Raw genomic sequence first — 23,641 nt, forward strand, 5'->3', positions numbered from 1 at the left:
TATCGTCCGGTGCGCACTTGATCCGCAGAATTTATGATGACAAAGGCAGGGTTAAAGATGAGCGATGTTTTGGAATAGACCAAGAACTTTGTGAAAATAAAAACGGTAATCACGGGTTTGTTTACAAATATGATAACCATGGAAAAATTGAAGAACAAATCAACCTTGGGATTAACGGAAAGCCCAAAGAAAATGAATCTGGTTACGCCATTGTTCGAATGAAATACGACAACAACGGAAATCAAACAGAATGGGCATGTTTCAATGCTCACAACCAGCCCTGTCTCAACTTAACTGATGGAACCCATATGACCCGAAAGGTTTTTGACCATAAAGGCAGAATTATAGAACAGCGCAATTATGGCCTGTATGGGAAACCCATTGAGAGTATGGATGGAATATACGGGGGAAGTTTTAAATACGATGAACGAGGAAATGCGACCCAAATAATTTTTTGGGGCCCTGACGATAAACCTAAGGAGATAGAAAAAGATACATCCACAACGATAAAAGATATGAAAGGCGTCGCAGGCATAAATATGACGTATGATGATCAAAATCGTTTGCTGAAAATGAGTTACTTGGGCAGAGGTGGAAATCCTTGCCTCAATGCAAACGGTGTTTCCGGTGCTGTCATTACATACAATGCATCGGGAACACCGGATAAAAAATTTACGGATATCAGCGGACAGGAATGTGGGTCAGATAAGGTGGTGAGCGTTAGCATTGTACCTGTGGATTCTCCAGGTTCAAAAAAGGGGGTACGGTCCGGCGATATCATATTAGTGTACGGCAGATGGGAATGGTCAGGCAACCCATTGACAGAAAAAGAAATAGAGACTTTAATTGCGGCATTCAATTCTGGTGTGCGCCCTCTTCGTGTGGTGGTTTATAGGAACGGTGAGATCATAGAACTGGAATTTGCAAGTGGGAAAATGGGCGTTCTTGTGATGGATACATCCATTTCCAACGATTTATTTCAAAAAGTAAAGGAATCTTATCATCGTCATAAAGCTGAAAAGACAATCATAAGTTTTGGGTGTTTCTGGTCAGGATATAGGATAGGCACTTCCTCTTTGCCAACCAAAGCATAAAAGAAGAATCTGCCATTAATCCTGGCTCGCGGAAAGATGATCAGTGAATTTGCCTTGCAGGCGCCCAACCAGAAAAATTTTGCCAGGCACCGTGCCGAGTTAAGACTGTCATTTATGAGTTTCAAGGGTCATTGCCTTTAATTCCTACAAAAGGGAAAAGGTTGTTAGCGAACATAAACATAATTAAGGAGAAACCATGGAGACCCCGGATAATTTGGATGAGAATGCGCCAAAGAAAATTTATCCAACCTCGGAGTTTGTAAAAAAAGTCAAGTTGCCGAAGTTCAAATTTAAAATACCGCGTACCATTAAGATCCTTATGGTACTGGTGATACTTGCCGGTGTGGCATATGGGTCGTTTCTGGAGTATATCCGTCCCTATGAATACGGCATAAAGGTCAATAAAATCGGTTTTCATCGTGGTGTGCAAAAAAAGGTCTATGAAACAGGCCTTTACCTGGTGCTTCCCTTTGGCGTTCAGGAGATGTACAAGCTGCCCAAGGCGTTGCAGGTTCTGGAATTGACCAATTCCGCCCAATCCGCCGCCTATGACACCAGAATAGAAAGGGCTGCCCATATTCAGACCTCTGACGGATTCTTTGTGGATGTGGATGTCTCCATCATTTATCGCATCAGTGACCCCTACAAGGTGTTTACCGACATTGGTCCCGGCCGGTTGTTTGAAGACAACGGGATTATCCCGAAAACAGAACCCGCCCTTAAAAACAATCTGGGCAAACTGACCACTGAAGAGTTTTTCAACAGCCCCATGAGAGTTGAAAAGGCCATGGCGGCAAAGCAGGAGTTAAATGAAGAGCTCAAAGACAAGGGGATTGTTGTTGAGTATGTCCTGGTTCGTTATTTTCACTACAGCGATGAGATTCAGAAAAACATTGAAGAAAAAAAACTTAAAGACCAGCTCGTTTTTAAAAATCAGGCAGAGGCCAGGGCTGCCATTGAAGGTGCCAAGCTGACCAAAATTGAGCAGGAGGGCAAGGTGCGCGTCTCTGTTGAGCTTGAAAAGGGAAAGGCTTATGTCACCAGAAAACAGGCGGAAAAAGATCTGTACTACAGGAAAAAGATGGCAGAAGCGGATCTCCTTGTAAAGCTGGCGGAAGCGGAACAAATCCGTTTGAAAAATGAAGCACTCCAGGGAAAAGGGGCGGAACGTATGGTCGGGCTGAAAATGGCCGAGGTGTATAAAGGAATAGATATGGTCATTCTGCCCAGTGACGGGCCTTCCGGGGTCAACCCCCTTGATTTGAACAATGCCCTGGAACTCTTTGATGTCCGCAGCAAAGGAGGTAACAAATGAAAAAATTGATTCTTTTGCCGGCTCTTATCCTTATGGTTACGTTGGCCGGTTGCGTTCCCCATTCAACAGACAGTACAGAGGTGGGTGTCAGAACCATAAAGTTTTCCTTTTTTGGCAAAAAAGGGGTAGAAGAAAAATATTATGCCCCGGGTTCCACCTACTTTTTTATGCCCTTTATCAATGACTGGAACACCTTTGATACCAAACTGCAAAACCTTGAAATGACCTATGACGCCAATAAAGGTGACCGAAGGACCCGGGACGACCTGCTGTTTAAAACCATAGACGGCAACGACATCAGTCTTGATGTTATCATCGTATATAAAATTGATCCTGCAAAGGCGCCCTATATCTTACAGCATGTGGCCAAAAACGACATGGATCTTCGACAGAAAATCGTGCGCACCATTGTCCGAAGCAAACCCCGGGACATTTTCGGTGAATTGAAAACAGAAGAGTTTTACGTGGCGGCAAACAGGGGTGATCAGGCCCGGAAAACAAAAGAGTACCTGCAAAAGATGTTCAAGCCCATGGGCATTGTCATTGAAAAGGTGCTGACCAAGGATTACCGGTTTAATCCCAAATATCAGAAGGCCATTGAGGATAAAAAGGTGGCGGACCAGCTGGTTGAAAAGAATAAGTCTGCCCAACATGCCGCCCAGGAAGAGTATAACCGTAAACTTGAAGAGGCCAGGGGCGAAGTGAACCGGATGATCGCCGATGTGGACGGGGAGTTCATGAAAGCCAAAATTGAAGCAGACGTCTATTATGAAAAACAGCAGCTTCTTGCCCAGGCCATTAAGGCGGAAGGGGAGGCCCAGGCCAAGGGCATCCAAGAGATGAACAACGCCATGGCCAGTGCCGGAGGCGAAGCGTTGGTCAAGCTGAAAATCGCCGAAGCCCTCCAGGGTAAAAAATTGATTCTTTTACCGGTATCCGAAGGCGGGATGAATTTGAAAACAACCAATATTAATGAACTTATCGAAACTATGGGGGTTAAGGGGCTTGGGAAAAAATAAATTCTGCATTTTGGGTGTCTTTAGTTTCATTGTTTAAACCCTCTAAGCACAAGACGAAAAGAGTATGTTTAAATTCATCAGCAAAAGCCTTCTTTTGTTATTTGTTCTTGGGGTGGTGGTCTGTCCGCTTCTTTTTTTGTTTGGCGCGATTGATAAAAGTCCTGCCGTGGGCAAACCACCAGAGCTGTCATTTGATCAGATCAGGCGCATGGAAAAGCTGGTCCGCCGTTACAAACCCGATTCCATGGCGGTCAGACAGTCCCGGCAGGTGAAAATTTCCGAACAGGATTTAAATTTGATGGCCGCTTACGGTGCCTGCCAGCTTGTTGACCAGGTTGAGATCTTTCCCCAGATCCGTTTGTCCGGTCCTTTTATAAAGATCAGTACCACAGTGCAGATCCCCCAAACCCCTTTGGGCGAATATATCAACACGGCTTGTGTCCTGAACATAGAGAACGGCAGACCCCGGATCCATTCCATCGGTGTCGGATTTTTTACACTGCCCGGTTCCCTGGTCACATTTGCTCTGTCCTATTTGGGCCAGGCCTTGCTTTCACCTGATAATTATGAATTGGTTCTGCAGAACCTGGATGCCCTGCAATCGGTTGCAATAAGTCGGCAGCAGTTAAGTTTTACCTATGATTGGAACCCGGACGCCTTGAACCGGTTGCATGAAAGCCAGAAAACGATGCTCATTGCTCCGGAACACCAGGATCGCCTGATTGTATACACCAATGCGTTGGCCAAATTGTGCAGCATATTCAAAGAACACTGTATTAAAAAAGTCGCCGTGGTCCGGGTGATCCGGCCGTTGTTTAAGCTGGTATTAGAGCAAAGTAAAGTGTCAAAAGATCCGATTGAGGAAAACAGGGCACTGCTGCAGACTATCGCTTTATTCTGCCTTGGCCGGGGGGTGGATCGTCTTGTGACCGAGGAAAGAGCAGCAAAAGTCATCCCGCATGAAAATATTGGTCTCATCCTTTGCGGCAGGGAAGATTTGGTTAAACATTTTTTTGTTTCTGCCGGGATCGCTGTATCCGGGGGCAGTAAGCTGAGCAACTTAGCAGGGCTTTCCAAAGAGGTGGATGATTCATATGGCGGAAGCGGATTTAGCTTTGCTGATCTGGCCGCAGACAGGGCTGGAGTCAGGCTTGCTGAACTTGCCACAGGCTCTGCCCAAAAGGCATCCGCAATACAGCAGAAAATGGCAGCCGCCAAAACGGAAGATCAGTTTATGCCCCGGATTGATAATCTGCCTGAAGGGATCATGGCGCTGCAGTTTAAAAAACGTTATTCTGATTTTGATTCAAAGGCCTATACCCTGGTTGAAGATGAGATTACGAAGCGTATTAACGCCTGTTTGGTCTATCAATAGGAACTTTATGAATGAATGAACCGGTTCATGTGATTGGCATAGGCCTTGGCCCGATGGATCTTACCGCATCCCACCTGGCTCTGATTGAAAGGGCTACCGTTCTGGTGGGGGGCAAACGGCACTTGTCATATTTTGAGGATGCAAAGGCGTTAAAAAAAGAGATCTTAAGCCCTGTGTCCGGGGTGCTGGATTTCATAGAAGCGCATATGGGTGACGGGCTTGTGGTGGTGCTGGCCTCGGGGGATCCGCTTTTTTTCGGCATCGGCAAAACTTTGATTAAACGCCTGGGGCCGGATCAGGTCATCGTTCATCCCAATGTCACCAGCATGGCTGCCGCCTTTGCCCGGCTTAAGTTGCCCTGGCAGGATGCGGCCTGGGTGAGCCTGCACGGCCGGGACAATATGCCGGCCCTGGCAAAGGCCATGGATGACAAGGACCTGCTGTGTGTGCTCACCGATCCTGAAAACGATCCCTGGGCTGTTAGAAAACAGGTGGACACTCATGAGTATACCTGGCAGATGTGGGTGCTGGAGAACCTGGGTGCCCCGGAAGAAAAAGTTTCTTCCATGGATGAACACACAAATACTCAAAAAGTTTTTTCCCAGCCCAATGTGGTGGTGCTTCAAAAAGGTGAACTGGCATCCCTGTCCGGTCCCTTGCGTTTTGGGACCCCGGATGACTGGTTTGTCCACGAAAAGGGTCTGATTACCAAGGCCCCGGTTCGCGTTCTCTCTTTGGCCGCCCTGGAACTTGGACCAAATAATATCTTGTGGGATTTGGGGGCCGGTTCAGGATCTGTGGGGATTGAAGCCACCTTGTTTTTGCCGGACGGGTTTGTGTATGCCGTGGAAAAGAATAAGCCGCGTGCCGCACAGATCACGGCCAATGTCGAGCGCTTCAATGTAAAAAATCTGTCCGTCATCCAGGCACAACTTCCAGATGGCTTGATGGATTTACCAAAGCCTGACCGGGTCTTTATCGGCGGCTCAGGCAAACATCTGGGTCAGGTGCTGGATGTGGTGGCAATGGTATTGAATCCTTTTGGTCGAATTGTTGTAAATACCATATTGATGGAGACCCTGCACCTGGCGGTATCGGTGCTGGAAGAAAAGGGCTTTGACGTGAGCCTGACCCAGGCCCAGATCAGCAAATCCCGGAACATGCCCTGGGGGCGGCGAATGGAAGCGTTAAACCCTGTGTGGATCATCGCAGCAGAAAAAAGGGACTTATACTGATCCGGATCAATGCCGGACCAGACAGCACCCTGCAGCATCAATTCGGAGCGCTGTGAAATATTACTATTTAATACATATTACTGCCCCCGGAATTTCTCATTAACATCATCCATGGGAGAGATACCTGCCATGACCTCTACAGAAAGCCCGGTGCAAAGGGCTTCTGCCCGTTGTTGAATTACTTTCATGTCAATCCCAAACCTTGTGAAAATGAGCTGTTAATTCATCATCAGCCCTTTGTAAGACTTTTTTTTGCAATTGTGCTTTGAGCTTTTCATTTGTCCGGTAGATTACCAGTTCATTAATAATAAACACAGCACTTGCCCGGTCTTCTTCAGCAACCACATCAAGGAGCCATGAAAACGCTTTTTCACTACGATGAAAAACAGCGCCCTTCAGGAAGACCTCTTCTTGTTTTCGTTTTAGCGGCTGTTTGTTCCAGCATGATCTAAGCACGTCCAGCGCCCCGTCAAGCCGGGATTCACCCAATGAAAAGGAAATGGCTTCGATCAGTTCGGCATCTGTTTCATTTTCAAGGAAACAGGATACAAAATCCAAAGCGTCTTCAGGTGCTACATGAAGCAGGGCGGTCAACACTTCAGCCGTAACATTGATTGAGGGATCTTTTTCAAGGGCCTTGGCCCGCAATACAGCTTCCGCAGCCTGGGGCGGGGTGCTGATCATTGCCCGGGCTGCCCCGATCCGGACTTGTTCTTCAGGGTCGTGAATGGCCGTTACAAGTTCGATCAAGGCACGGGGATAGGAAGTTTGGGACAGGCCCATGGCACAACTGACACGCACGTCAACAGCAGTATCAACACTCCCGCCCCATACCGGTTCTTTTTGCCGGTAATGAAGTCCGGAAATGAAAAAAGTGTAATCCTTGCAATCTAAATCCACCAGTGCCCTTGCGATGGCACCCTTTGCAATACAGTTTGGGTCTTTTTTAACCGGGTTTTTAAGAAAGCGCTGGTATGCCTTTAATAGATCTTGTTCCAGATCATAAAAACAACGCTGAGAACTGACCTGTGCCGCGCGGGCGACCATGAGGCAGTGAGGGTCGCCAAGCTGCTGTCTCACAAGCTGTTGAACGGTTTGAGGATCACTGTGATCACATTTCAAATTGAACGCTTTGATACGATCCTGTACCGGGTCCCGTTTAGGCGGCATGGCAAACTCCTTTATCCAAGGCAGTGCAACTACCTTGAATTCAATCCTGTAATAGGGGGAATCCCTTTCCTACATTGCAGAGAATATGAAGATTTTACCCGGCTGCCAATAGATTTTATCCTTTTCCAGCAATTTATCCTTCTTCGGATTAATTTTGATAATTATTTTCGATTTATTATTTGTTTTTTAAGTTGAATTGATTATAGGTTGTAGATCATAAATTCTTTAGTGAGCGGGAACTGTGACATCAATGGATAACAAAGCGCTGATTGATAAAATTTTTAAAGATCCAAAGACCAAATATGAGCTTAGCGAATTTGACAGTCTTGGAAAGGCTGTTGATGAGATTCTTAGTATCTATCCAAAACAAACGGAAACCGGCAGGGATGTCGGTAAGATAAAATATTTTCTTAAAAGCATTGTTCCTTTTGCCTCCGGAAAAGAGGAAATCCAGGTGTTTGCTGAAGGCGGCAAGTCCTGTCCTGAAGAAATTGTAAGACAGTTATGGGTTTATAAGCTTATTCACACCTATGGCTATCAGGCCGATGAAATTGAGTTGGAAAAAAGTGTCTATTTTGGTTCCACAGAGGGGACAAAAGCTGCGGATATCGTCGTTTATACGGACAATTCAAAACAGACGCCCAAAATTATTGTTGAGGTTAAAAAGCCCAAACGAAAAGATGGTATAGAGCAGCTTAAAAGTTATCTGAATGCCGAAGGGTCGCCGGTGGGGCTGTGGTCCAACGGCAGCATCAGCGACCGGATTATTCTTTACCGGCCATATCCCAAGGATTTTAACGATACCCTGTCCGAGTTGCCCAAACGGGATCAGCAGCCCAAGGATGTATTGACCGCCCGGCGGACCCTTGGCCATTTGGAACGGCATTTCAATTTCAAAGAGATCATCCAGGGTCTTGAAGAACTGGTCTTGGCGGACAGTGGCAAAGATGAGTTCAATGAAATATTCAAGCTGATTTTTGCCAAAATCTGGGATGAAAAAGAGGCGGATGAAAACCGGCCCGATAAAGAGGTGGAATTCTGCAAAGCGCTGGACCCTGAAATCACCTATGACAGGATAAATAATTTGTTTCGCAAGGCGTGTGAGGAGTGGCCGGGGATTTTCAGGGAGGGTGAGAATATTGAATTGACCAAACGACACCTGCATATCTGTATCGGCAATATCGAGCGGGTCCGGATCATGGGATCAAACCTGCGGATCATGGATGACGCCTTTGAATATTTACTCCCCACAGAGGCCAAAAAGAAAAAAGGGCAGTTTTTCACGCCCCGGCATGTGGTGGAAATGTGTGTGCGCATGCTCAATCCCACCCAGAAAGAGTATGTCATGGATCCGGCCTGCGGGTCGGCAGGTTTTTTGCTCCATGCCATGGAGTGGTGCTATCCGGCGGATAACCATGCGGACCGGGAGCTGCGCATGCATAAATATGCGTCAAAGTATTTATGGGGCGTTGATTTTGAAGAGCGGGCCGCCAAGACCTCCCGGGCATTGATGCTCATTGCCGGAGACGGCCACACCAAAATATTCGGGCCGGATGTCTCCAGCCTGGACCCTAAAACCTGGCATGAAACCATGTCCGGCCAGACCCTGATGCAGGAGCTGGTTAAAGCCAAATTACTGGGCCGGAACATAGACCCGGAGGACAAAGATAAAATTCTGAAAGACGACGACCTCTCCTGTAATCCTTGCCAATCCCCCCCTTTGCCGGCGAAATGAAAGATAAGGCCATGCTGGGCCATTATGATCTGGCCAAGCCGGCTTTAAAGCGGGCCAAAAACAAATCCGCCAAAGAAGAACGGGATGTCCTGTTCATTGAGCGGATTATGAAATTTCTCAAACCCGGCGGCCGGGCCGCCATTGTCCTGCCCCAGGGAAAATTCAACAATTCATCCCTGGCCTTTATCCGGGAGTGGATTTTAAGAAAGGCACGGCTTTTGGCCGTGGTGGGACTTCATCCCAACACGTTTAAACCCCATACCGGCACCAAAACATCGGTCCTGTTTATCCAGAAATACACCCCCCAGCAACTGGCTGATATTGAAACGGTCAAGCAGGAGGTCCAGGCATCCTGCCCGGATTATGAGGACCAGATCAACCAGTTGATTCAAAACCATGCGTATCAGGTCGATATCCCGGAGCAGGATATTCCCGAAGAGGTCATGGAGATGATCCTGGAAAATTTTTCAGACCCGGAACCGGAAGATCTGGGATTCAGCATGGCTGAGGAAGACCGGGAATTCGACCTGGCAGCAGACGGGGTTCCCGATCTTGAAGAGCAGATTGACCAGGCAGACGAGCAGATTGAGGGCCTGAAAAAAGAGATCCTGAAAGCTAAAATGAAGTTTTCAGATCTGGACAGTGACCTGGAAGCCCTGAAACAAAAAGCAGACCAGGAAATAGAATTGATCTCCAGTACTTGGGAAGGGACTAAAAAGGATCTGAATAATGAGCTGAAACCCATAAAAGAACAACTCAAAGCCGATACAAAGGTACTTAAAGCCGGGCAGAAAGAGACCCGGAAAAAGCTTAAAGCCATGATCACCTCATTGGAAAAAGATCTGGTTCTGGCAGAGGCGGCTAAAAAGCTGCTGACCCTGAAGGGGAAGCTTGAACTGGCCCTGGAAGACGGGGAGATGATCGAAACGTTAAAAGCGCGCTGGATTGACGCTGAGGTGGCCAAGAAGCTGGATTATCCCATTTTCATGGCTGTGAGCGAACGGGGCGGAAAGAATAATTCCGGAGATTACGAACACCGGGTGGATGAGGCCGGGGACACCATGGAAGATGGTGCAGGCCAGCCGATAATTGACCAGGATCTTGTTAATTACGATTTGAAACACGATGATTTAAAGGATGCCTTAGCCATACCAGAAGACGATCTTTGCGTGGCCGAAGCTTTTGTGCGGTTTGCCCAGAAGCATGACCTTGATTTCTGGAGGGTTGGGTGATGGCGGTTTGGAGTGAGGTGGCTTTGGCAGAACTCAAACATGGGAGAATCGACTCTGAATTTTATAAGCCTAACTACATAGAAATAGAAAGGAATTTATTGAATCATGATAACATCCTATTAAAAAGTATTTTAAAAAAAATTGACGTTGGGCATGTTGGCAGTATGGTGCAAAACTATTGCCAAAAAGGGATAATACTATTACAAACGCAACAAGTTGACCAATTTTTTCTTAATTTAAATAATTGTGTCAAAATCACCCCGGAATTCCATGAAAAGTTGAAAAAATCACAAATCAACAAAGGCGATATTCTGATTGCCAGGAGTGGTTCATTTGGGAAAGCGAGTATTTATTTAGAAGAAGACACAATAAATTCTGCAGATATTATTATAATTGATATCCAAGAATCCATTATAACAAAAGGCTTTTTATTAAGTTTCCTCAACTCCAGGTTCGGCTCTGACCAATTAATTCGTTTTGCAAGTGGGGGGGTGCAGGGGCACGTAAATTTAAAAATATTAGAAGAGCTTCTTATTCCGATAATAGATTCCAGTAAGCAGAATGCTATCTCTATATTAATAGAAAAATCGTATGCTCAAAAAAAACGATCTCAAGAGTTATATAATCAAGCACAAAGATGTCTTGAACAAAAGCTTGAATTGGATAATCTGAGTCGTGATAAGTCGATAGGCTATGAGACAAGGTTTGGCGAAATTTTAAATGCTTTTAGAATGGATGCCCAATGTTATAATCCAAATTACATTGGTTATGAAAAACATTTAAAAAAAAATGTGAGTTATACAAAGCTAAGGCATTTAATTTCTTCAATGGATAAAGGGAAACAAATGCCAACAGCCTCTTCTGGGTCAATGCCTTATGCAAGCATCAAAGATATTGATGGCCTTGAACTTATTTCAGAATCTTATTGTTCTCCAACAAAAGAAACTCAAATTGCAACAAACGGCAATCTTCTGCTGGCTATTACCGGTGCAACCATAGGAAAAATTGGCATAGTAAACCGATATGATAACATCGCCTTCAGTGGCGATTTGTTAAAGCTTGAGATCTGTAATGATATAGACCCATATTATTTATTAACCGTCATGCAAAGCAAAATTGGACAAAGTCAATGCAGTCGCTGGATTACAGGCTCTACCAATGGGCATCTGGCACCCAAAGATGTTGGCAAAATAGTGGTCCCGAGACTTGGGGAAAAAACAGAAGATAATATTTCACAAAAAGTGGCAGAATCTTTAAGACTGAAAGAAGAATCCAAGCAACTCCTTGAACAAGCCAAACAAATGGTGGAGGATCTCATTGAACAGGCTGCGGGGGAAATATGAACAATAAAAACGAATTGACCTTTGACCCTTTCTTCGACCGGATTGCCGCCATTCTGGACCAGTCCCGGCGCAATGTCGTCCGTTCTGTAAATTCCCAAGTCGTTGCAGCCTACTGGCATATCGGCAGAGAAATCTTTGAGGCGCTCCAGGCAGGAGAAAAAAGGGCGCAATACGGCCAAAAGCTTCTGGAACAGCTTTCCAAAAAACTACAGGCCCAATACGGCAAAGGATTCTCCACAACCAATTTGAAATATTTCAGGGCCTTTTACCAGGCCTATCCGGACCGGCTTGATCCAATTGGTCACCCACCGGGTGACCAATTCAAATTACCGGCAACAGGTCACCCGGCGGGTGACCAATTGGATGCAGATAATGGTTTTCATCCGGATTTAAGCTGGTCCCACTACCGGGTGCTCATGCGAATTGAAAATGAAAAGGCCCGGCAATTTTACGAAGAAGAAGCTGTGGCCGGGGCCTGGTGCAGGCGGCAGCTGGAACGACAGGTCAACTCCCTGTTCTATGAACGAATTCTGGCCAGCAAGGATAAAAAAGGAATGCTGGCTGAAATCCGGGAGGACGGGGCAAAGTCCCCTGGTGTGATGGATGTGTTAAAAGATCCCTATGTCCTGGAATTCCTGGATCTTCCCCAGGCAGAACGTATTCATGAATCCACCCTGGAAACAGCCATCATCAGTAATCTACAGCATTTTTTACTGGAGCTTGGCAAAGGTTTTTCATTCGTGGCCCGGCAAAAAAGAATGCGGTTTGATGATGATGATTTTTATATCGACCTGGTATTTTACAATTTTCATTTGAAATGCTTTTTGCTCATCGATCTGAAAATCGGGAAACTGACCTACCAGGATATTGGTCAGATGGACGGCTATGTCCGGATGTTTGAGGCCAATTATAAGGTTGAAGGTGACAATCCCACCATCGGATTGATTTTATGTTCTGAAAAAAACGAAGCCGTTGCCCGGTACTCTGTCTTAAATGAGAGCAAACAGCTGTTTGCGGCCAAATATGTAACCTATCTGCCCACTGAAGAAGAACTTGAAAAAGAGCTGCAGCGGGAACGCCGGCGTTTAGAGGAGACAAAATAATATGATCGCTTTATCAGAGCAGGACAAAGAACTTCTTCAGGAGTTGTGCATTCAGCATGGTGTCAGTGTTGACAAGGTGATCAAGTTGCTGTCCACGGTCCGTGAGTATGAGTTCAAAGAGCGCCGGACCGGGATATACGCGGCGTTGAAAAAAATCGTTTTGGAAAAAGCCGGGGGATAGAATGGCTTCTTATCTGAAAAAATATATCGATCACCCCGGCAAAGCAATTGATATCCTGGAAAAGGTTATCAAAGAGATTTCGGGCAACATTGACTTCAACGATTATGACGCCAATTCAACACAATTGAATGAGGTGACCAAGGCCATTGAGACCTTGGCAGGAAAAGGCGTGGATGTTCCTGAAAATCTTAGAAGACTGAAAAGCACCCTGTCATTGTCCGTCCATGACCAGGAAAAAATAATTCAGCAGGTTCAGGGTTTAGAGATCCGCCTCTCCTCAGTCCTTGACGGGCTGAGGCTGATGTTGTCCAAAAAGGGGCAAGCCACAACAACCCGGCGGTTGAAAAAAAGGTATGTTCATGAGACATCGCCCAAAATTTTACAAAAAGAGATTCGAAAAGCCCTTCGTGAACTGGGCGGACAAGGCCGGAAAAAACAAATTATCGAAATAATTCAGCGTAATCTGGATGGCAATTTCAAGAAAAATGACCGTGTTAAGAAAAACGGAACAGAACAGTGGATATTAAATGTATCAAAAGAGCGCAGCTTCATGGTCCGGGATGGTGTTTTAAAGTCTGGGTCTCCTCGCGGGGTTTGGGAGTTAAGGGGCAGATAAATGAAATTCAAAAAATTAATTATCGAAAATTACAAGTCGTTTCAGTTTCCCACACAGATACATTTTCCCCAGGGGAATGACGGGAAAAGTATTTTCCTGATCGGGGGCATGAATGGTGCCGGCAAAACCTCTATCATGGAAGCGGTGAATTTTTGTCTTTACGGTGGCAAGGCTCTTGATATCTTCAAGGCAGTGAACCGGAAAGAAAAAGCCCTGGGAAATGTGAAGGTATCATTTGAACTTGTGATCGAAATGGATGATTTTTCAGAGTTGATCGTCCAGCGGTCCTGGAGCGCCGGTGCCGTTGAATCGCCTAAAGCCAATGACCTGCAGGAACATCTTGTGGTGGTCCGGGACGGAAAACGTGTGTCGGTTCGAAACAAGCAGATGTGGCAGGATTTTATCCGGGCCGCCATCCCTCCGGGGATCACCCAGTTCTTTTTCTTCGATGGTGAAAAAATCCAGGAGATCGCTGCAGACGACCACTCCGAAGTCCGGTTAAAATCTTCGCTGGAAGCGGCTTTGGGCATACAATACATCAATCAGCTTTCAGGAGACATGCTTTATCTTAAAAATGATGAACGCAAAGGGTTTGTGGAAATCTCCGATGATGATCTCGAATTTAAGCAGATGGAGCTTAAAAAGGAGAAGACGCGACTGTCCAGAAAAAAGAAAGAACATGCAGACCTCTCCTTGGAGCTGGACCAGTTCAGGCACCAATATGATGAGGCCAGAACAAGGTTTCAGGCCATATTCAATGCAGAACCGGAAACCCGGGAACTTTTAAGGGAAAAAGAAAAAAACAGGATACAAAAATCCAACCGCCTGGCCCAGCTTGAAAATGAGATCAAAGGATTGAGCGAAAGCGTTCTGCCTTTCAGTATTGCCGGTGCATTCTTTGACAAAATTAAACACCAGATCGAAGCAGAACGGGAAACGGCAGAAGGCGAAGCCATCAAAGCCCATGCCGGACAATTGGCCCAGAAAATTGTCCGGGTGGTGGAAGAGCCTGAGCCGATTTACCGTGAAACCCTGTCCCATGAGAAGATGCAGGAACTTCAGGACAGAATCTATAAAATACTGAAAGAAGGAACCGCGATTAGCGATGTGCCTAAAATCCTGAATCTTTCCGAAAGGGATGCCGCAAGAATGCTTTTCAGGATGGAGCAACTGGAAAATTCAGATGTGTTTTTAATCCGGCCGCTATTGGAAGAAAAGCAGGAGATTGAAGCCCAGATCAGGACAATTGAAGCCAGTCTGCAAACCGGTGCTGCCAGCGAATCGGAAAAAGAGTTATTTGATCAGCTCCAAAGTGAAATGGAAAGCTGTACCACCCAGATCGGTCGGAAAACCGAACAGCTTCGAATCCTGGAAGAGGATATCCTTGTTCTTGAAAAACGCCTGAGCACCGTTGAAGAGGAAATTGAAAAGCTTTACGAACGGCATGATGTTTCAAAGGAAAAGGCGGATTTTATCAATGAGTGTGATGCCATTGCCGGCCTGCTGAACCAGTTTGTGTTCCGTTTAAGAAAGAGCAAGATTCACCTGCTCCAGGAAAAGACCTTTGAAATGTACAAGCAGCTCTCCAGTAAAAGCGGGCTGATTAAAGATATATCCATTAATGACAAAACCTATGAAATAAAAATCAGGGACCGAAGCGGGCATGAGATTAAAAAATCAGGCCTTTCCGCCGGCGAAAAAGAGGTGTTTGCCGTCTCTCTGCTGTGGGGGCTTGCCCAGACCAGCCGGCTGTCTCTTCCCATTATTGTTGATACCCCATTATCCCGCCTGGACAGCTCCCACAGGGACAATATTGTAAATAACTATTTTCCCAATGCCGGGGAGCAGGTGGTAATTTTATCCACGGACACAGAGATAGATAATGATTATTACAGGTCTTTGCAGCCCCATTTAAATGGCGCGGTTCATCTTGAATTCAACCAGGATCAGGAGCTGACAACTGTGAAAACTGGTTATTTCTGGGAGGCTTAAATGGCGGATCGTTTATATACCAGCAGCGAAGCAGATGATGTATTAAGCGCTTTAAGATTTGAAACCAAGCTCGAAAAAGCAGTGCTGGCCAAAATTGCATTTGCCCTGTCTTTAACAACAGACGGGAAAAACGTCCCCAGGAGCTTGAAATTTACCGGCGGGGAGATGAAGCGCCCCACCTTTATGGGTGACGATGAGCTCTTTTATAAAACATTGATTGCCTATGTGTATGAGCAGCCGGATATTTCCGAAGAGGATTTTTATTCAAACAAATCCATTATCAAAAACCATATTGATAATGGCTGCCGGTATCTGTCGCAGTTGTTTATTGAATGCGGCAGGGACGCCAATAAGCTGTTGTCCAGACTGACGGAGCATGTGGAATTCAGCGGTAGAAAGGAGATGAAAGGCAAGGGACTTGATATCTTTATCGGAAAAACCCTTTTGCAGAAAATCGATGTTTTCATGGAATTAAACAACACCCAAATCCATGCCAACTCCCATATGGCCATCATGGGAAAACCAGGTGTTGGAAAGACACAGTTCTTATTAAAAATTTTAACGGATATACGGGTTCAGTCTAATTTTCAAACCAACTTTATCTATTTTGATTACAAAGGCGATGTGGTTGATAATGAGACATTTTTAAAAGCCTCAAGGGTGCAATCGTTTCAACTGCTCCAGGGTGGTGTTTCCCTGCCGGTTAACCCGTTTGTTCTTCCCGCATATGATGAACAGAACATTAATGTATCTGCCAGGGAAAAGGCGGAGAGCTTTGCGTCCATCAACGCGAAGTTGGGCGTTGTCCAAAAAGGGGCATTAACAGAGGCCATACGGGCGGGATACGCCATGCGGCAGGATTCTGAAATGCCCTATCCTGATTTTCAGGATGTGCTGGAAATCGCCCTTGCCATGTATGAAGAGGACGGGAAAAAGGATGACAGCCTGATAGAGGTATTAAGGGATTTGGCCGATTTTGATCTGTTCTGGAAACACGGCAGTGAAAATCCGCCCATAGACCGGTTGACCAATCGAACTCTTTTGATAGATGTCCATGCCATGCCCGTATTAAAAGAGTTGGTGGCCTACCTGGTTATTGAACGGATTTATAAAGAGATGACTTCATTGCCGGACAGCCCTGTGGAGGATGGCCGCAGGACTATCAGGACCATCCTGGTTATAGATGAAGCCCACAATTATCTGGGGCAGAAAAACATGTTTTTGCAGCGGATTATACGGGAAGGCCGGTCAAAGGGCATTGTTGTCTTTTTTGCCAGCCAGTCTCCCAATGACTACCAGCAAAAATTTTTTAATTTCCAGGAACTGTTGGAATTTACCTATATTTTTCAATGCGAGGGCGTTTCTGCAAAATCGGTGCAAGACATGCTGGGGTGCAGCAATAAGACAGCTAAAGAACTTCAGGCTGAGATTGCACGGCTCGAACCGTGGCAGGTGGTTGCCAGAAGTTCAGTTAAAACCGAAGAGTTTGCTAAATTTACTGCCGAGGCTTTTTATAAGAATTATTAGGGATACAAAAACAGCATATTATGTGTGAGTATGACAGGTTAAAAGAGCGTGTTGACGCGGTGATAGAAGAGCTTGATTCACTGATGACCTACTTTGATACGCTTTCCAGGGCGTCCCGGAAGGGGAAATCCGCCCAACTTCAGGAAATCGAAAAAACCATCCAAAATATGCAAAAACAAGGACTTGCTATTCCACCTGAACTGCGTAAACTCAAGCTTGATTTTCTTTCAGAACTGGATGACGTTGAAAAACATATTGCCTTGAAGCAGAATCTAACCGGAAATATAGAGCGTATCTTTTCCGTCAAAACGCAAAGGGTGGAAAAAAAGAAATCAGCGCCGGTCAAAAAGCCTAAATCTAAAAAAGCAAACCCGTTTCCACCGGATGGGACATCATGCCGATTTGTGTATAAAGGGCAGACATATCGTGCTCAGATACAAAACAATCAAATGGCTGTAGATAATTATGGTGTATTCTCTTCTTTTTCTGCGGCATCGGTTAAAATTTCACAAACCAGCCGCAATGGCTGGAAAGACTGGGAATTGTGGAATCCTGAATCAAAACGCTGGATAGTGGCGGATATTTGGAGAAAAATGAATAAATAAATTTTATTGGTAAAAGGAGGCAAAATGCCCAAACGCATTTTAGATCTTCCTGCGATAGATCGCCCCCGGGAAAAACTTCAAAAAAATGGAGCTGATGCGTTATCGGATCTGGAGTTGCTCTCCATTCTTATTGGCTCAGGGACATCAAAAAGTGATGTAGTTTCCATTGCTAAAAAACTCGTTACTGCTGTTGATGAGAAAGGATCCCAACTTACCGTAAATGATCTTATCAAAGTGGACGGTATTGGAACGGCCAAGGCATCAACCATAGTCGCCGCATTTGAATTCGTTAGAAGAAGGATAAAACCGGAAGGGTTGAAAATAAACAAACCAATCGATGTGTTGCAATTGATTCAGCACTACGCCGGCCGCTCCCAGGAGCATCTGATAACCATATCTGTAAATGGGGCCAATGAGGTTATGAATATACGGGTTGTCACCATTGGGCTTTTGAACCAGACCCAGGTTCACCCAAGAGAGGTTTTCGCAGATATCATTAAAGATAGGGCATATGCATTGATTTTAGCGCATAATCACCCCTCTGGAGATTTAACGCCGAGCAAGAATGATTTCTCAATTACCCAAAAAATTAAAGCTGCCGGGAAAATTCTTGGTATTCATCTGCTCGACCATATCATTATTGGGAAAACAGGGTATTATTCCTTTCTTGAGCGAAAACAACTGTAATTCACTGGTAAATAAACAACAAAACCAAACGAGAATAAAAATGACTTGCTAAAAAAATATGCTTTAGCAAACAACTTTTAGAAAGTATTCAAGAGCAGACTATCTTCCGAACGGACTCCGCTTTAAGGGTGAACAATGCCTCCAGACTTTCCCTGTTTGTCCTGGTTTAGAAAATTAAAAGCTGTTTTGCTTTAATTGAGTATCTGACAGATCAAACTGAAAAAGTTGAGGTGAAGTGAAAAATGATTTCCGACCGGGAAAACCTGCTTACTTAGTTTCAATATATTTTCAAAATCAAGATGAACAGCTATAGTGCGAAACGCCACCAACGTTAAAAAACGCCTCAGGTTTTAGACGATAATATCTATCTTCTACCCTTTGAGATTGCTCATCTTTGGGATTTGTTTTTGCATTGCCTCTGCAAAGCCATGACGTATTTGATCCAATTGTTCCAAAGCTTCGGCATCTTTTGCAAGCAGCGGTTAATATCGTTTTGGTATTCTCGGTCAATTTACATTTACGAACGGGTAATCGGTATAACCTTTATCTGCACCGGCGTAAAATGTCGATGTATCCGGGATATTAAGCTGTTCGCCTGTTTTAAATCGATAAGGCAAATCAGGATTGGCAATAAATAGTTGACCAAAGGCAACGGCATCTGCTTTTTCTTTTTCAATAACATCTTCAGCAGTTTCTTTTGTGAAACCTTCATTGGCGATGTAAACACCGCCGAACGATTTCTTTAATATTGGTGCAAACCAATCATCACGCATAGCTTCTCGAGCACAGATAAAAGCGATATTACGGTTTTTTAGCTGTTCGGCGACATACGTAAACGTAGCAAGCAGGTTGGAATCTCCCATATCATGGGCATCTCCCCGGGGAGCTAAATGCATACCGACACGATCAGCTCCCCAAACCGAGATAACGGCATCGGTTACTTCCAGCATAAACCTGGCCCGGTTTTCCAGACTTCCCCCATATTCATCGGTTCTCTTATTGGTACTATCCTGCAGGAATTGATCGAGCAGATAACCGTTGGCTCCGTGTATCTCAACACCGTCGAATCCAGCCTTTTTAGCATTTTCAGCTCCTATCCGGAACGCTTCAACAATACTGCCTATTTCATCTGTTTGCAGGGCCCGTGGCGTAACATAAGGTTTTTCCGGACGAACCAAACTGACATGCCCTTTCGGCCGAACAGCGCTTGGGGCAACAGGAATTTCACCATCGAGGAACATGGGGTCAGAAATCCGTCCCACATGCCACAATTGTAAAAATATACGTCCCTTGGCTTTATGAACTCCGTTGGTAATTTTCTTCCAGCCCTCTACCTGTTTCTCAGACCAGATTCCAGGTGTATCAGCATAGCCGACACCCATCGGAGTAACAGCAGTTGCCTCGCTTATAATTAAGCCGGCGCTACTTCGTTGCGTATAATATTCTACCATTAAATCATTTGGTGTACGTTCCGAGCCTGCACGACTGCGTGTCAACGGGGACATGATAATACGATTTGGCAGCTCTAATGCACCAATAGTTAACGGACTGAACAAACTATTCATATTTCATCTCCTAATCATATGTTGCGATAGTTCGTATTAAAAAGTAACGAACTATCGAAGTTTGTCAATATTGCATATAACTGCTCAGGCGTTAATTCCTGAACCCGGGCTCCTTTTTCAATATCGTTTCGGATGGTATTGGAATTGAATAATTGGCTTATCAGGGGGACCGCCTCTGAAATTCCACATGTATGATTTTGACTTTCAAGGCCCTTTTAAGACCTGAAGTGGTGTTTCATCAACGCATTTATTTACAAATCAATAGAAGCCTTTTTGAATTTCAGAAGTTGATGATTCTTGTATTAACTCGGATTCATTTTCCATGGGATTGTCTTAGCGGATACTTTTTTATATTCTTAAATATTCTCTATCACATCAGGTCCCGGAGTATGTTTGTCAACCATATTCAATGCGTTCTTAAGCAGGTTCATATTCTGTAAGTCCTTGCTGCCCAAAGATAGATTGTATCTGGCTTAAAGATTGAAACGCGATACTTGCGCCAAGGGCATCACCCACCACTCCCCCAAGCAAACAGCCTTTGAAACTCTCAACGACTCTTTCATTCCCCGTCATACTCGAATCCTTTTCACAATAAATCATATTTACCGTTCAAAACTCTTTGAATATCCGGGCAAGAGGGTGCCCCTTGGCTTCAATTAACAAGTCATTAAAATAACCGTATGCGGTCTGCGATGCTTCATAGCCTGCCGTCTCAAGTCTACCCTGTACACGATCAAGAACTCCCTTGGCATCATCGGGTTCTGCCTTTTCTTCAGCCAAGTGCGTAAACGAATGAAGAAGGATTGTTTTCACATCCCATTTACGAGCCAACCATTTAGCATTTTTTACAAGTTTGGTTTCAGCACCCGCACCATCTTGAGTATCTTTCGGTTCGACATGAATGAAGGCAACAACCACATTTTGTCTTTCATCTGCATCCGCATTAGGATAATCCTCTAACGTTTTTATGGTCGGTTTCCAAGAAAACTTTTCACAATACCAAAACAATATTCTCATTTTTTTAAGTCCGATCGTTCGTTGTCCATGAATAAACTCTGCCGTGACGAAAAGTATCCCAGGCTCCTTGAAGATCCGAAAGGATGTTTTTTTCATATCCTGTCAGCGTTGTTTGAAAAATCATAATCAAGCACTAAAATGAGTTAGGCAATACTCTTTGCCATTTTCTTATTCCAAACAAATAAATGTTACGTTTTAGGTTTTAAGTGAAAATTGCTCACCTTATTACGTGATGCAGGCGATATTTGAATCTCCCTTTTTTCGGTTACTTTTATATGAAACTAGAGACAGGATACAAGAAACAAGAGGGCGAAGCGCCTGCGGCGCCCATTTTAGCCTTGCATTGTTGGTGTCTTTAGTTTCATTGTTTGTTGTGGGCTTGCGGCCCGTGGCCGTTTTATAAGAAACTCTCTGTAACCCACAGAGATGTTTCAATGTTCGTTGTAGGCTGAACCATGGTGAAAAACCAGGTCAGCCCGTGGCTGTTATATACCAGAAGCCTCTTGATGTTTCAATCTATCATGGTGACGTTCCGTTCGGTATTAAGACCTGCCAAGTCTTTATTAAAGTGGTATCGAGTACTTTCGTTCTTGGGGGCCTGATCAGGGGACATATAAAAATCTGCCAGACCAAATCAAGGGTCTGAGGTGAAGACTACCTACAGAACAATGTCCGCTTTTCATACGAATGAACACAGTAGACTATCCCTAATTAAACGATACCCGCCGCAATCCATATGCCGGGAGGGAGAGAAGTGAAAGTTTACCGGCGCATGGCTTGGTTCAAGCCGGAGTTCAAAATCCTCAAAGACCTGAAAATCTCCTGATCCCAGAGAAGGCCCCTGATTAAGCTTTATCCTGGATATTTTACCGGAACCGATTTCTTCCGGCCACTTCCACAAATCGGATTTGAGCTTTTTTTTACCGCTCCAACCTGTTAGAAGGTGAATTGGCAGCCCCCCGCCCGGCCCCTTTGTACCGGGTCTCCGGATAACTGGTTTGTTCATGAGAAGGAAGCGTTGAACCCCGTGTGGATCATTGCAACGGAAAAAGGAAACGTATGATGAAAAAATATCCGATTATATTTACCGGGGCAGGGCCGGGGGCCCCGGACCTGATCACGGTCAGAGGCATGAAAGCCTTGGAAGCGGCTGATTATATCCTCTATGCAGGGTCTCTGGTCCCTGAAGCCGTGCTGACCTGGGCCGGTGACGCGGCTAAAAAGGCTTCCAGCGCCGGTATGCACCTGGACGAGATCGTGGATGCCATGGTTGAGGCCTGGGACAAAGGGCTTAAAGTGGTGCGGCTGCACACCGGAGATCCGTCCCTTTACGGGGCCATTGCCGAGCAGATGATGCTGCTGGACCGGCGACAGATCCCCTACGAAGTGATCCCGGGCGTTACCGCGGCCTTTGCTGCGGCTGCCGCACTCAAGGTTGAATACACTGTGCCCGAGCAATCCCAGACTCTGATTTTTACCCGGATTTCAGGCCGGACCCCGGTACCGGAAAAAGAGTCTTTGGAAAGCCTTGCTGCCCATAACGCGTCCATGGCCATTTACCTAAGCGCCGGTATGGCCGAACAGGTGCAAAAAATATTGGCCGCTGCCTATGGCCCCAAAGCCCCTGTGGCCGTGGCCTATCGGGTGAGCCACCCCCAAGAGCGCATTCTTGTCACCATCGTGGACCGGCTGGCGCAGACCATGGCGGAAAACGAAATCAACCGCCTGGCACTTATTATTGTCGGTCCTTTTTTGGAGTCGGAAACGGATGCCAGATCTCTGCTGTACGACCGGACCTTTGCCCATGGCTACCGGGGCAAAAATTGATTAATCAGAAGCCCGGGCATAATATCTGCCCGGGCGATGGATGGTTTATGGTGTTTTGGGGTGGCTCAGCTTATTTTCTTTTCATCACAGCTGGTGTTTTCTGCCAGCATTGGACAGAGGCCAAGGTTTTCCTGTCGAAGTTGTTCAACAACGGCTTCATTCCCTTTTGATGGATTAAGTCCGATCCAGGCGTGAACCATTTCTGTGGCAAATCCCTGCATTCTTTCATCTCCCACACGAAGCAGAGGACGTTTGATGAGTATGGGGTTTTTTAGCATTAAGTCGAGAGCCTCTTCTTTGCCGACAGATTCCGGGATTACCTTTCCCGATTTCACCAACGGTGCGGTCCTGTTAAACCAATCTGCCACAGGCCTGTCTCCAAAATAAAGAAGCAGTTCCTCCCGGGTCCATTGTGTCTCCAAAATATTTTTTTCGGTTACAACATGGCCCGCAGCCGCGAGCCACCTCTTTTGTTTGGTGTTGTTTATGCAACCGGGTTTCTCGTAAAATGTAACTTGGGCCACAATTCCTCCTTTTTTTATAGGCAAGTCTGTGTAACGAGCATAGATCTTTTAACTTTCGTTGTGGGCCGAACCACGGTGAAAAACCCGGTCAGCCCATGGCCGTTATTTGGTACTGTTTGCAATAGTCCTTACGGATGCGATATTTTCCCAGTCATAGTAGGTATTGATCATTTGATCATTTTTTTCTTCGGTAATGCGGACGAACTCTTCTCCAAGAAATAAAGTGGCGCCATCGGGCGCATTCCCATTTTCCCGGTCATGCCGCCGGCATTGGATTGTGCGTGGTTGCCATGAGTTTCAAACAATCCCAACGCCCTGCTTTAAAGTATGATCGTAGCATAATCATTTTTTCTGCATTTTCCCGATACCAAAAAGTGCATGGACCTTTCAGACGTAAATTCACCACCCTACGAATTGAACTTTCAATAGCACCGCTGCCAATAGGTAAATTCAACGCTTTTACAGTGGGGAAATCAAGC

General features: G+C 45.4%; 21 protein-coding genes and 1 pseudogene. 16 read left to right on the forward strand and 6 right to left on the reverse strand.

All coding sequences use genetic code 11. The features are described from left to right. From B147_RS29430 to B147_RS0124560, 5 genes are all read left to right on the forward strand, one after another. The coding region (locus tag B147_RS29430; protein WP_033397926.1) for a PDZ domain-containing protein at positions 1–1,094 on the forward strand (1,094 nt) is incomplete at its 5' end. A gap of 196 nt (positions 1,095–1,290) precedes the next feature. Next, complete coding sequence (locus B147_RS0124545) at positions 1,291–2,409, forward strand: SPFH domain-containing protein (protein WP_020589853.1); 1,119 nt, start codon at positions 1,291–1,293, stop codon at positions 2,407–2,409. Then, positions 2,406–3,428, forward strand: coding sequence for an SPFH domain-containing protein (locus B147_RS0124550; RefSeq protein WP_020589854.1), 1,023 nt, complete (start codon positions 2,406–2,408; stop codon positions 3,426–3,428). The genes B147_RS0124545 and B147_RS0124550 overlap by 4 nt, the downstream gene beginning before the upstream one ends. A 64-nt stretch (positions 3,429–3,492) precedes the next feature. Beyond that, positions 3,493–4,803 (forward strand): YfiM family lipoprotein, encoded by a 1,311-nt coding sequence (locus B147_RS0124555; RefSeq protein WP_020589855.1) that lies wholly within the window; start codon positions 3,493–3,495, stop codon positions 4,801–4,803. An 11-nt stretch (positions 4,804–4,814) separates the two neighbouring features. Continuing rightward, positions 4,815–6,038 (forward strand): bifunctional cobalt-precorrin-7 (C(5))-methyltransferase/cobalt-precorrin-6B (C(15))-methyltransferase, encoded by a 1,224-nt coding sequence (locus B147_RS0124560; RefSeq protein WP_020589856.1) that lies wholly within the window; start codon positions 4,815–4,817, stop codon positions 6,036–6,038. A gap of 189 nt (positions 6,039–6,227) precedes the next feature. On the opposite strand, the gene B147_RS0124570 is transcribed toward B147_RS0124560, so the two are convergent. Then, on the reverse strand, positions 6,228–7,208 hold the full coding sequence (locus B147_RS0124570; RefSeq protein ID WP_020589858.1) for a HEAT repeat domain-containing protein: 981 nt from the start codon (positions 7,206–7,208) through the stop codon (positions 6,228–6,230). 250 nt (positions 7,209–7,458) lie between these two features. Between B147_RS0124570 and B147_RS31995 the strand changes: the two genes are divergently transcribed. The 10 genes from B147_RS31995 (at position 7,459) to radC (ending at position 18,229) form a co-directional block, all read left to right on the forward strand. Beyond that, a complete protein-coding gene (locus B147_RS31995; RefSeq protein WP_157238026.1) occupies positions 7,459–8,943 on the forward strand; it encodes a type I restriction enzyme HsdR N-terminal domain-containing protein in 1,485 nt (494 codons plus the stop codon). After that, the gene (locus B147_RS32000; protein ID WP_033397929.1) at positions 8,940–10,175 is read left to right on the forward strand and encodes an N-6 DNA methylase; all 1,236 of its coding nucleotides are present in this window, start codon (positions 8,940–8,942) and stop codon (positions 10,173–10,175) included. Before B147_RS31995 ends, B147_RS32000 begins: the two co-directional genes overlap by 4 nt. After that, the gene (locus B147_RS0124580; protein ID WP_020589859.1) at positions 10,175–11,518 is read left to right on the forward strand and encodes a restriction endonuclease subunit S; all 1,344 of its coding nucleotides are present in this window, start codon (positions 10,175–10,177) and stop codon (positions 11,516–11,518) included. Before B147_RS32000 ends, B147_RS0124580 begins: the two co-directional genes overlap by 1 nt. Beyond that, complete coding sequence (locus tag B147_RS0124585) at positions 11,515–12,621, forward strand: PDDEXK nuclease domain-containing protein (protein WP_020589860.1); 1,107 nt, start codon at positions 11,515–11,517, stop codon at positions 12,619–12,621. The genes B147_RS0124580 and B147_RS0124585 overlap by 4 nt, the downstream gene beginning before the upstream one ends. A gap of 1 nt (position 12,622) precedes the next feature. Next, positions 12,623–12,802: a DNA modification system-associated small protein gene (locus B147_RS0124590; RefSeq protein WP_020589861.1), complete on the forward strand. Its 180-nt coding sequence runs from the start codon at positions 12,623–12,625 to the stop codon at positions 12,800–12,802. Between the two features lies 1 nt (position 12,803). Next, a complete protein-coding gene (locus B147_RS0124595; protein WP_020589862.1) occupies positions 12,804–13,418 on the forward strand; it encodes a hypothetical protein in 615 nt (204 codons plus the stop codon). Next, entirely contained in the window at positions 13,419–15,410 is a 1,992-nt protein-coding gene (gene dndD / locus B147_RS0124600; protein WP_020589863.1) for a DNA sulfur modification protein DndD, read from the forward strand. Further along, positions 15,411–16,937: a DndE family protein gene (locus B147_RS0124605; RefSeq protein WP_020589864.1), complete on the forward strand. Its 1,527-nt coding sequence runs from the start codon at positions 15,411–15,413 to the stop codon at positions 16,935–16,937. 167 nt (positions 16,938–17,104) lie between these two features. Continuing rightward, a complete protein-coding gene (locus B147_RS0124610) occupies positions 17,105–17,542 on the forward strand; it encodes a hypothetical protein (protein WP_157238027.1) in 438 nt (145 codons plus the stop codon). A gap of 24 nt (positions 17,543–17,566) precedes the next feature. Next, entirely contained in the window at positions 17,567–18,229 is a 663-nt protein-coding gene (gene radC / locus B147_RS0124615) for a RadC family protein (RefSeq protein WP_020589866.1), read from the forward strand. Positions 18,230–18,735: 506 nt separating this feature from the next. Here the strand turns inward: radC and B147_RS0124620 are convergent. From B147_RS0124620 to B147_RS0124630, 3 genes are all read right to left on the reverse strand, one after another. After that, a complete protein-coding gene (locus B147_RS0124620; RefSeq protein ID WP_020589867.1) occupies positions 18,736–19,794 on the reverse strand; it encodes an alkene reductase in 1,059 nt (352 codons plus the stop codon). A 417-nt stretch (positions 19,795–20,211) separates the two neighbouring features. Continuing rightward, positions 20,212–20,394 carry an ADP-ribosylglycohydrolase family protein gene (locus tag B147_RS32005; protein WP_157238028.1) on the reverse strand — a complete coding sequence of 61 codons (183 nt, stop codon included), beginning with the start codon at positions 20,392–20,394 and terminating at the stop codon, positions 20,212–20,214. 9 nt (positions 20,395–20,403) lie between these two features. Further along, entirely contained in the window at positions 20,404–20,907 is a 504-nt protein-coding gene (locus B147_RS0124630; protein ID WP_020589869.1) for a threonyl-tRNA synthetase editing domain-containing protein, read from the reverse strand. A gap of 966 nt (positions 20,908–21,873) precedes the next feature. Here B147_RS0124630 and cobM point away from each other — a divergent pair. Next, on the forward strand, positions 21,874–22,638 hold the full coding sequence (cobM, locus tag B147_RS0124640) for a precorrin-4 C(11)-methyltransferase (RefSeq protein ID WP_020589871.1): 765 nt from the start codon (positions 21,874–21,876) through the stop codon (positions 22,636–22,638). Positions 22,639–22,703: 65 nt separating this feature from the next. Here cobM and B147_RS0124645 read toward each other — a convergent pair whose 3' ends face one another. Then, on the reverse strand, positions 22,704–23,162 hold the full coding sequence (locus B147_RS0124645) for an ArsC/Spx/MgsR family protein (protein WP_020589872.1): 459 nt from the start codon (positions 23,160–23,162) through the stop codon (positions 22,704–22,706). 256 nt (positions 23,163–23,418) lie between these two features. Next, positions 23,419–23,641 (reverse strand): annotated as a pseudogene (locus tag B147_RS32575) (hypothetical protein); the annotation flags it as partial.

Origin of the sequence: Desulfobacter curvatus DSM 3379, from assembly GCF_000373985.1 — a bacterium.
GTDB lineage: Bacteria > Desulfobacterota > Desulfobacteria > Desulfobacterales > Desulfobacteraceae > Desulfobacter > Desulfobacter curvatus.

Excerpts from the sequence above, each read along its gene's own strand:
- B147_RS0124545 (WP_020589853.1), top strand. The coding sequence starts at position 1,291 with ATGGAGACCCCGGATAATTTGGATGAGAATGCGCCAAAGAAAATTTAT.
- B147_RS0124550 (WP_020589854.1), top strand. The coding sequence starts at position 2,406 with ATGAAAAAATTGATTCTTTTGCCGGCTCTTATCCTTATGGTTACGTTG.
- B147_RS0124555 (WP_020589855.1), top strand. The coding sequence starts at position 3,493 with ATGTTTAAATTCATCAGCAAAAGCCTTCTTTTGTTATTTGTTCTTGGG.
- B147_RS0124560 (WP_020589856.1), top strand. The coding sequence starts at position 4,815 with ATGAATGAACCGGTTCATGTGATTGGCATAGGCCTTGGCCCGATGGAT.
- B147_RS0124570 (WP_020589858.1), bottom strand. The coding sequence starts at position 7,208 with ATGCCGCCTAAACGGGACCCGGTACAGGATCGTATCAAAGCGTTCAAT.
- B147_RS31995 (WP_157238026.1), top strand. The coding sequence starts at position 7,459 with ATGGATAACAAAGCGCTGATTGATAAAATTTTTAAAGATCCAAAGACC.
- B147_RS32000 (WP_033397929.1), top strand. The coding sequence starts at position 8,940 with ATGAAAGATAAGGCCATGCTGGGCCATTATGATCTGGCCAAGCCGGCT.
- B147_RS0124580 (WP_020589859.1), top strand. The coding sequence starts at position 10,175 with ATGGCGGTTTGGAGTGAGGTGGCTTTGGCAGAACTCAAACATGGGAGA.
- B147_RS0124585 (WP_020589860.1), top strand. The coding sequence starts at position 11,515 with ATGAACAATAAAAACGAATTGACCTTTGACCCTTTCTTCGACCGGATT.
- B147_RS0124590 (WP_020589861.1), top strand. The coding sequence starts at position 12,623 with ATGATCGCTTTATCAGAGCAGGACAAAGAACTTCTTCAGGAGTTGTGC.
- B147_RS0124595 (WP_020589862.1), top strand. The coding sequence starts at position 12,804 with ATGGCTTCTTATCTGAAAAAATATATCGATCACCCCGGCAAAGCAATT.
- dndD (WP_020589863.1), top strand. The coding sequence starts at position 13,419 with ATGAAATTCAAAAAATTAATTATCGAAAATTACAAGTCGTTTCAGTTT.
- B147_RS0124605 (WP_020589864.1), top strand. The coding sequence starts at position 15,411 with ATGGCGGATCGTTTATATACCAGCAGCGAAGCAGATGATGTATTAAGC.
- B147_RS0124610 (WP_157238027.1), top strand. The coding sequence starts at position 17,105 with ATGCAAAAACAAGGACTTGCTATTCCACCTGAACTGCGTAAACTCAAG.
- radC (WP_020589866.1), top strand. The coding sequence starts at position 17,567 with ATGCCCAAACGCATTTTAGATCTTCCTGCGATAGATCGCCCCCGGGAA.
- B147_RS0124620 (WP_020589867.1), bottom strand. The coding sequence starts at position 19,794 with ATGAATAGTTTGTTCAGTCCGTTAACTATTGGTGCATTAGAGCTGCCA.
- B147_RS32005 (WP_157238028.1), bottom strand. The coding sequence starts at position 20,394 with ATGATTTATTGTGAAAAGGATTCGAGTATGACGGGGAATGAAAGAGTC.
- B147_RS0124630 (WP_020589869.1), bottom strand. The coding sequence starts at position 20,907 with ATGAAAAAAACATCCTTTCGGATCTTCAAGGAGCCTGGGATACTTTTC.
- cobM (WP_020589871.1), top strand. The coding sequence starts at position 21,874 with ATGAAAAAATATCCGATTATATTTACCGGGGCAGGGCCGGGGGCCCCG.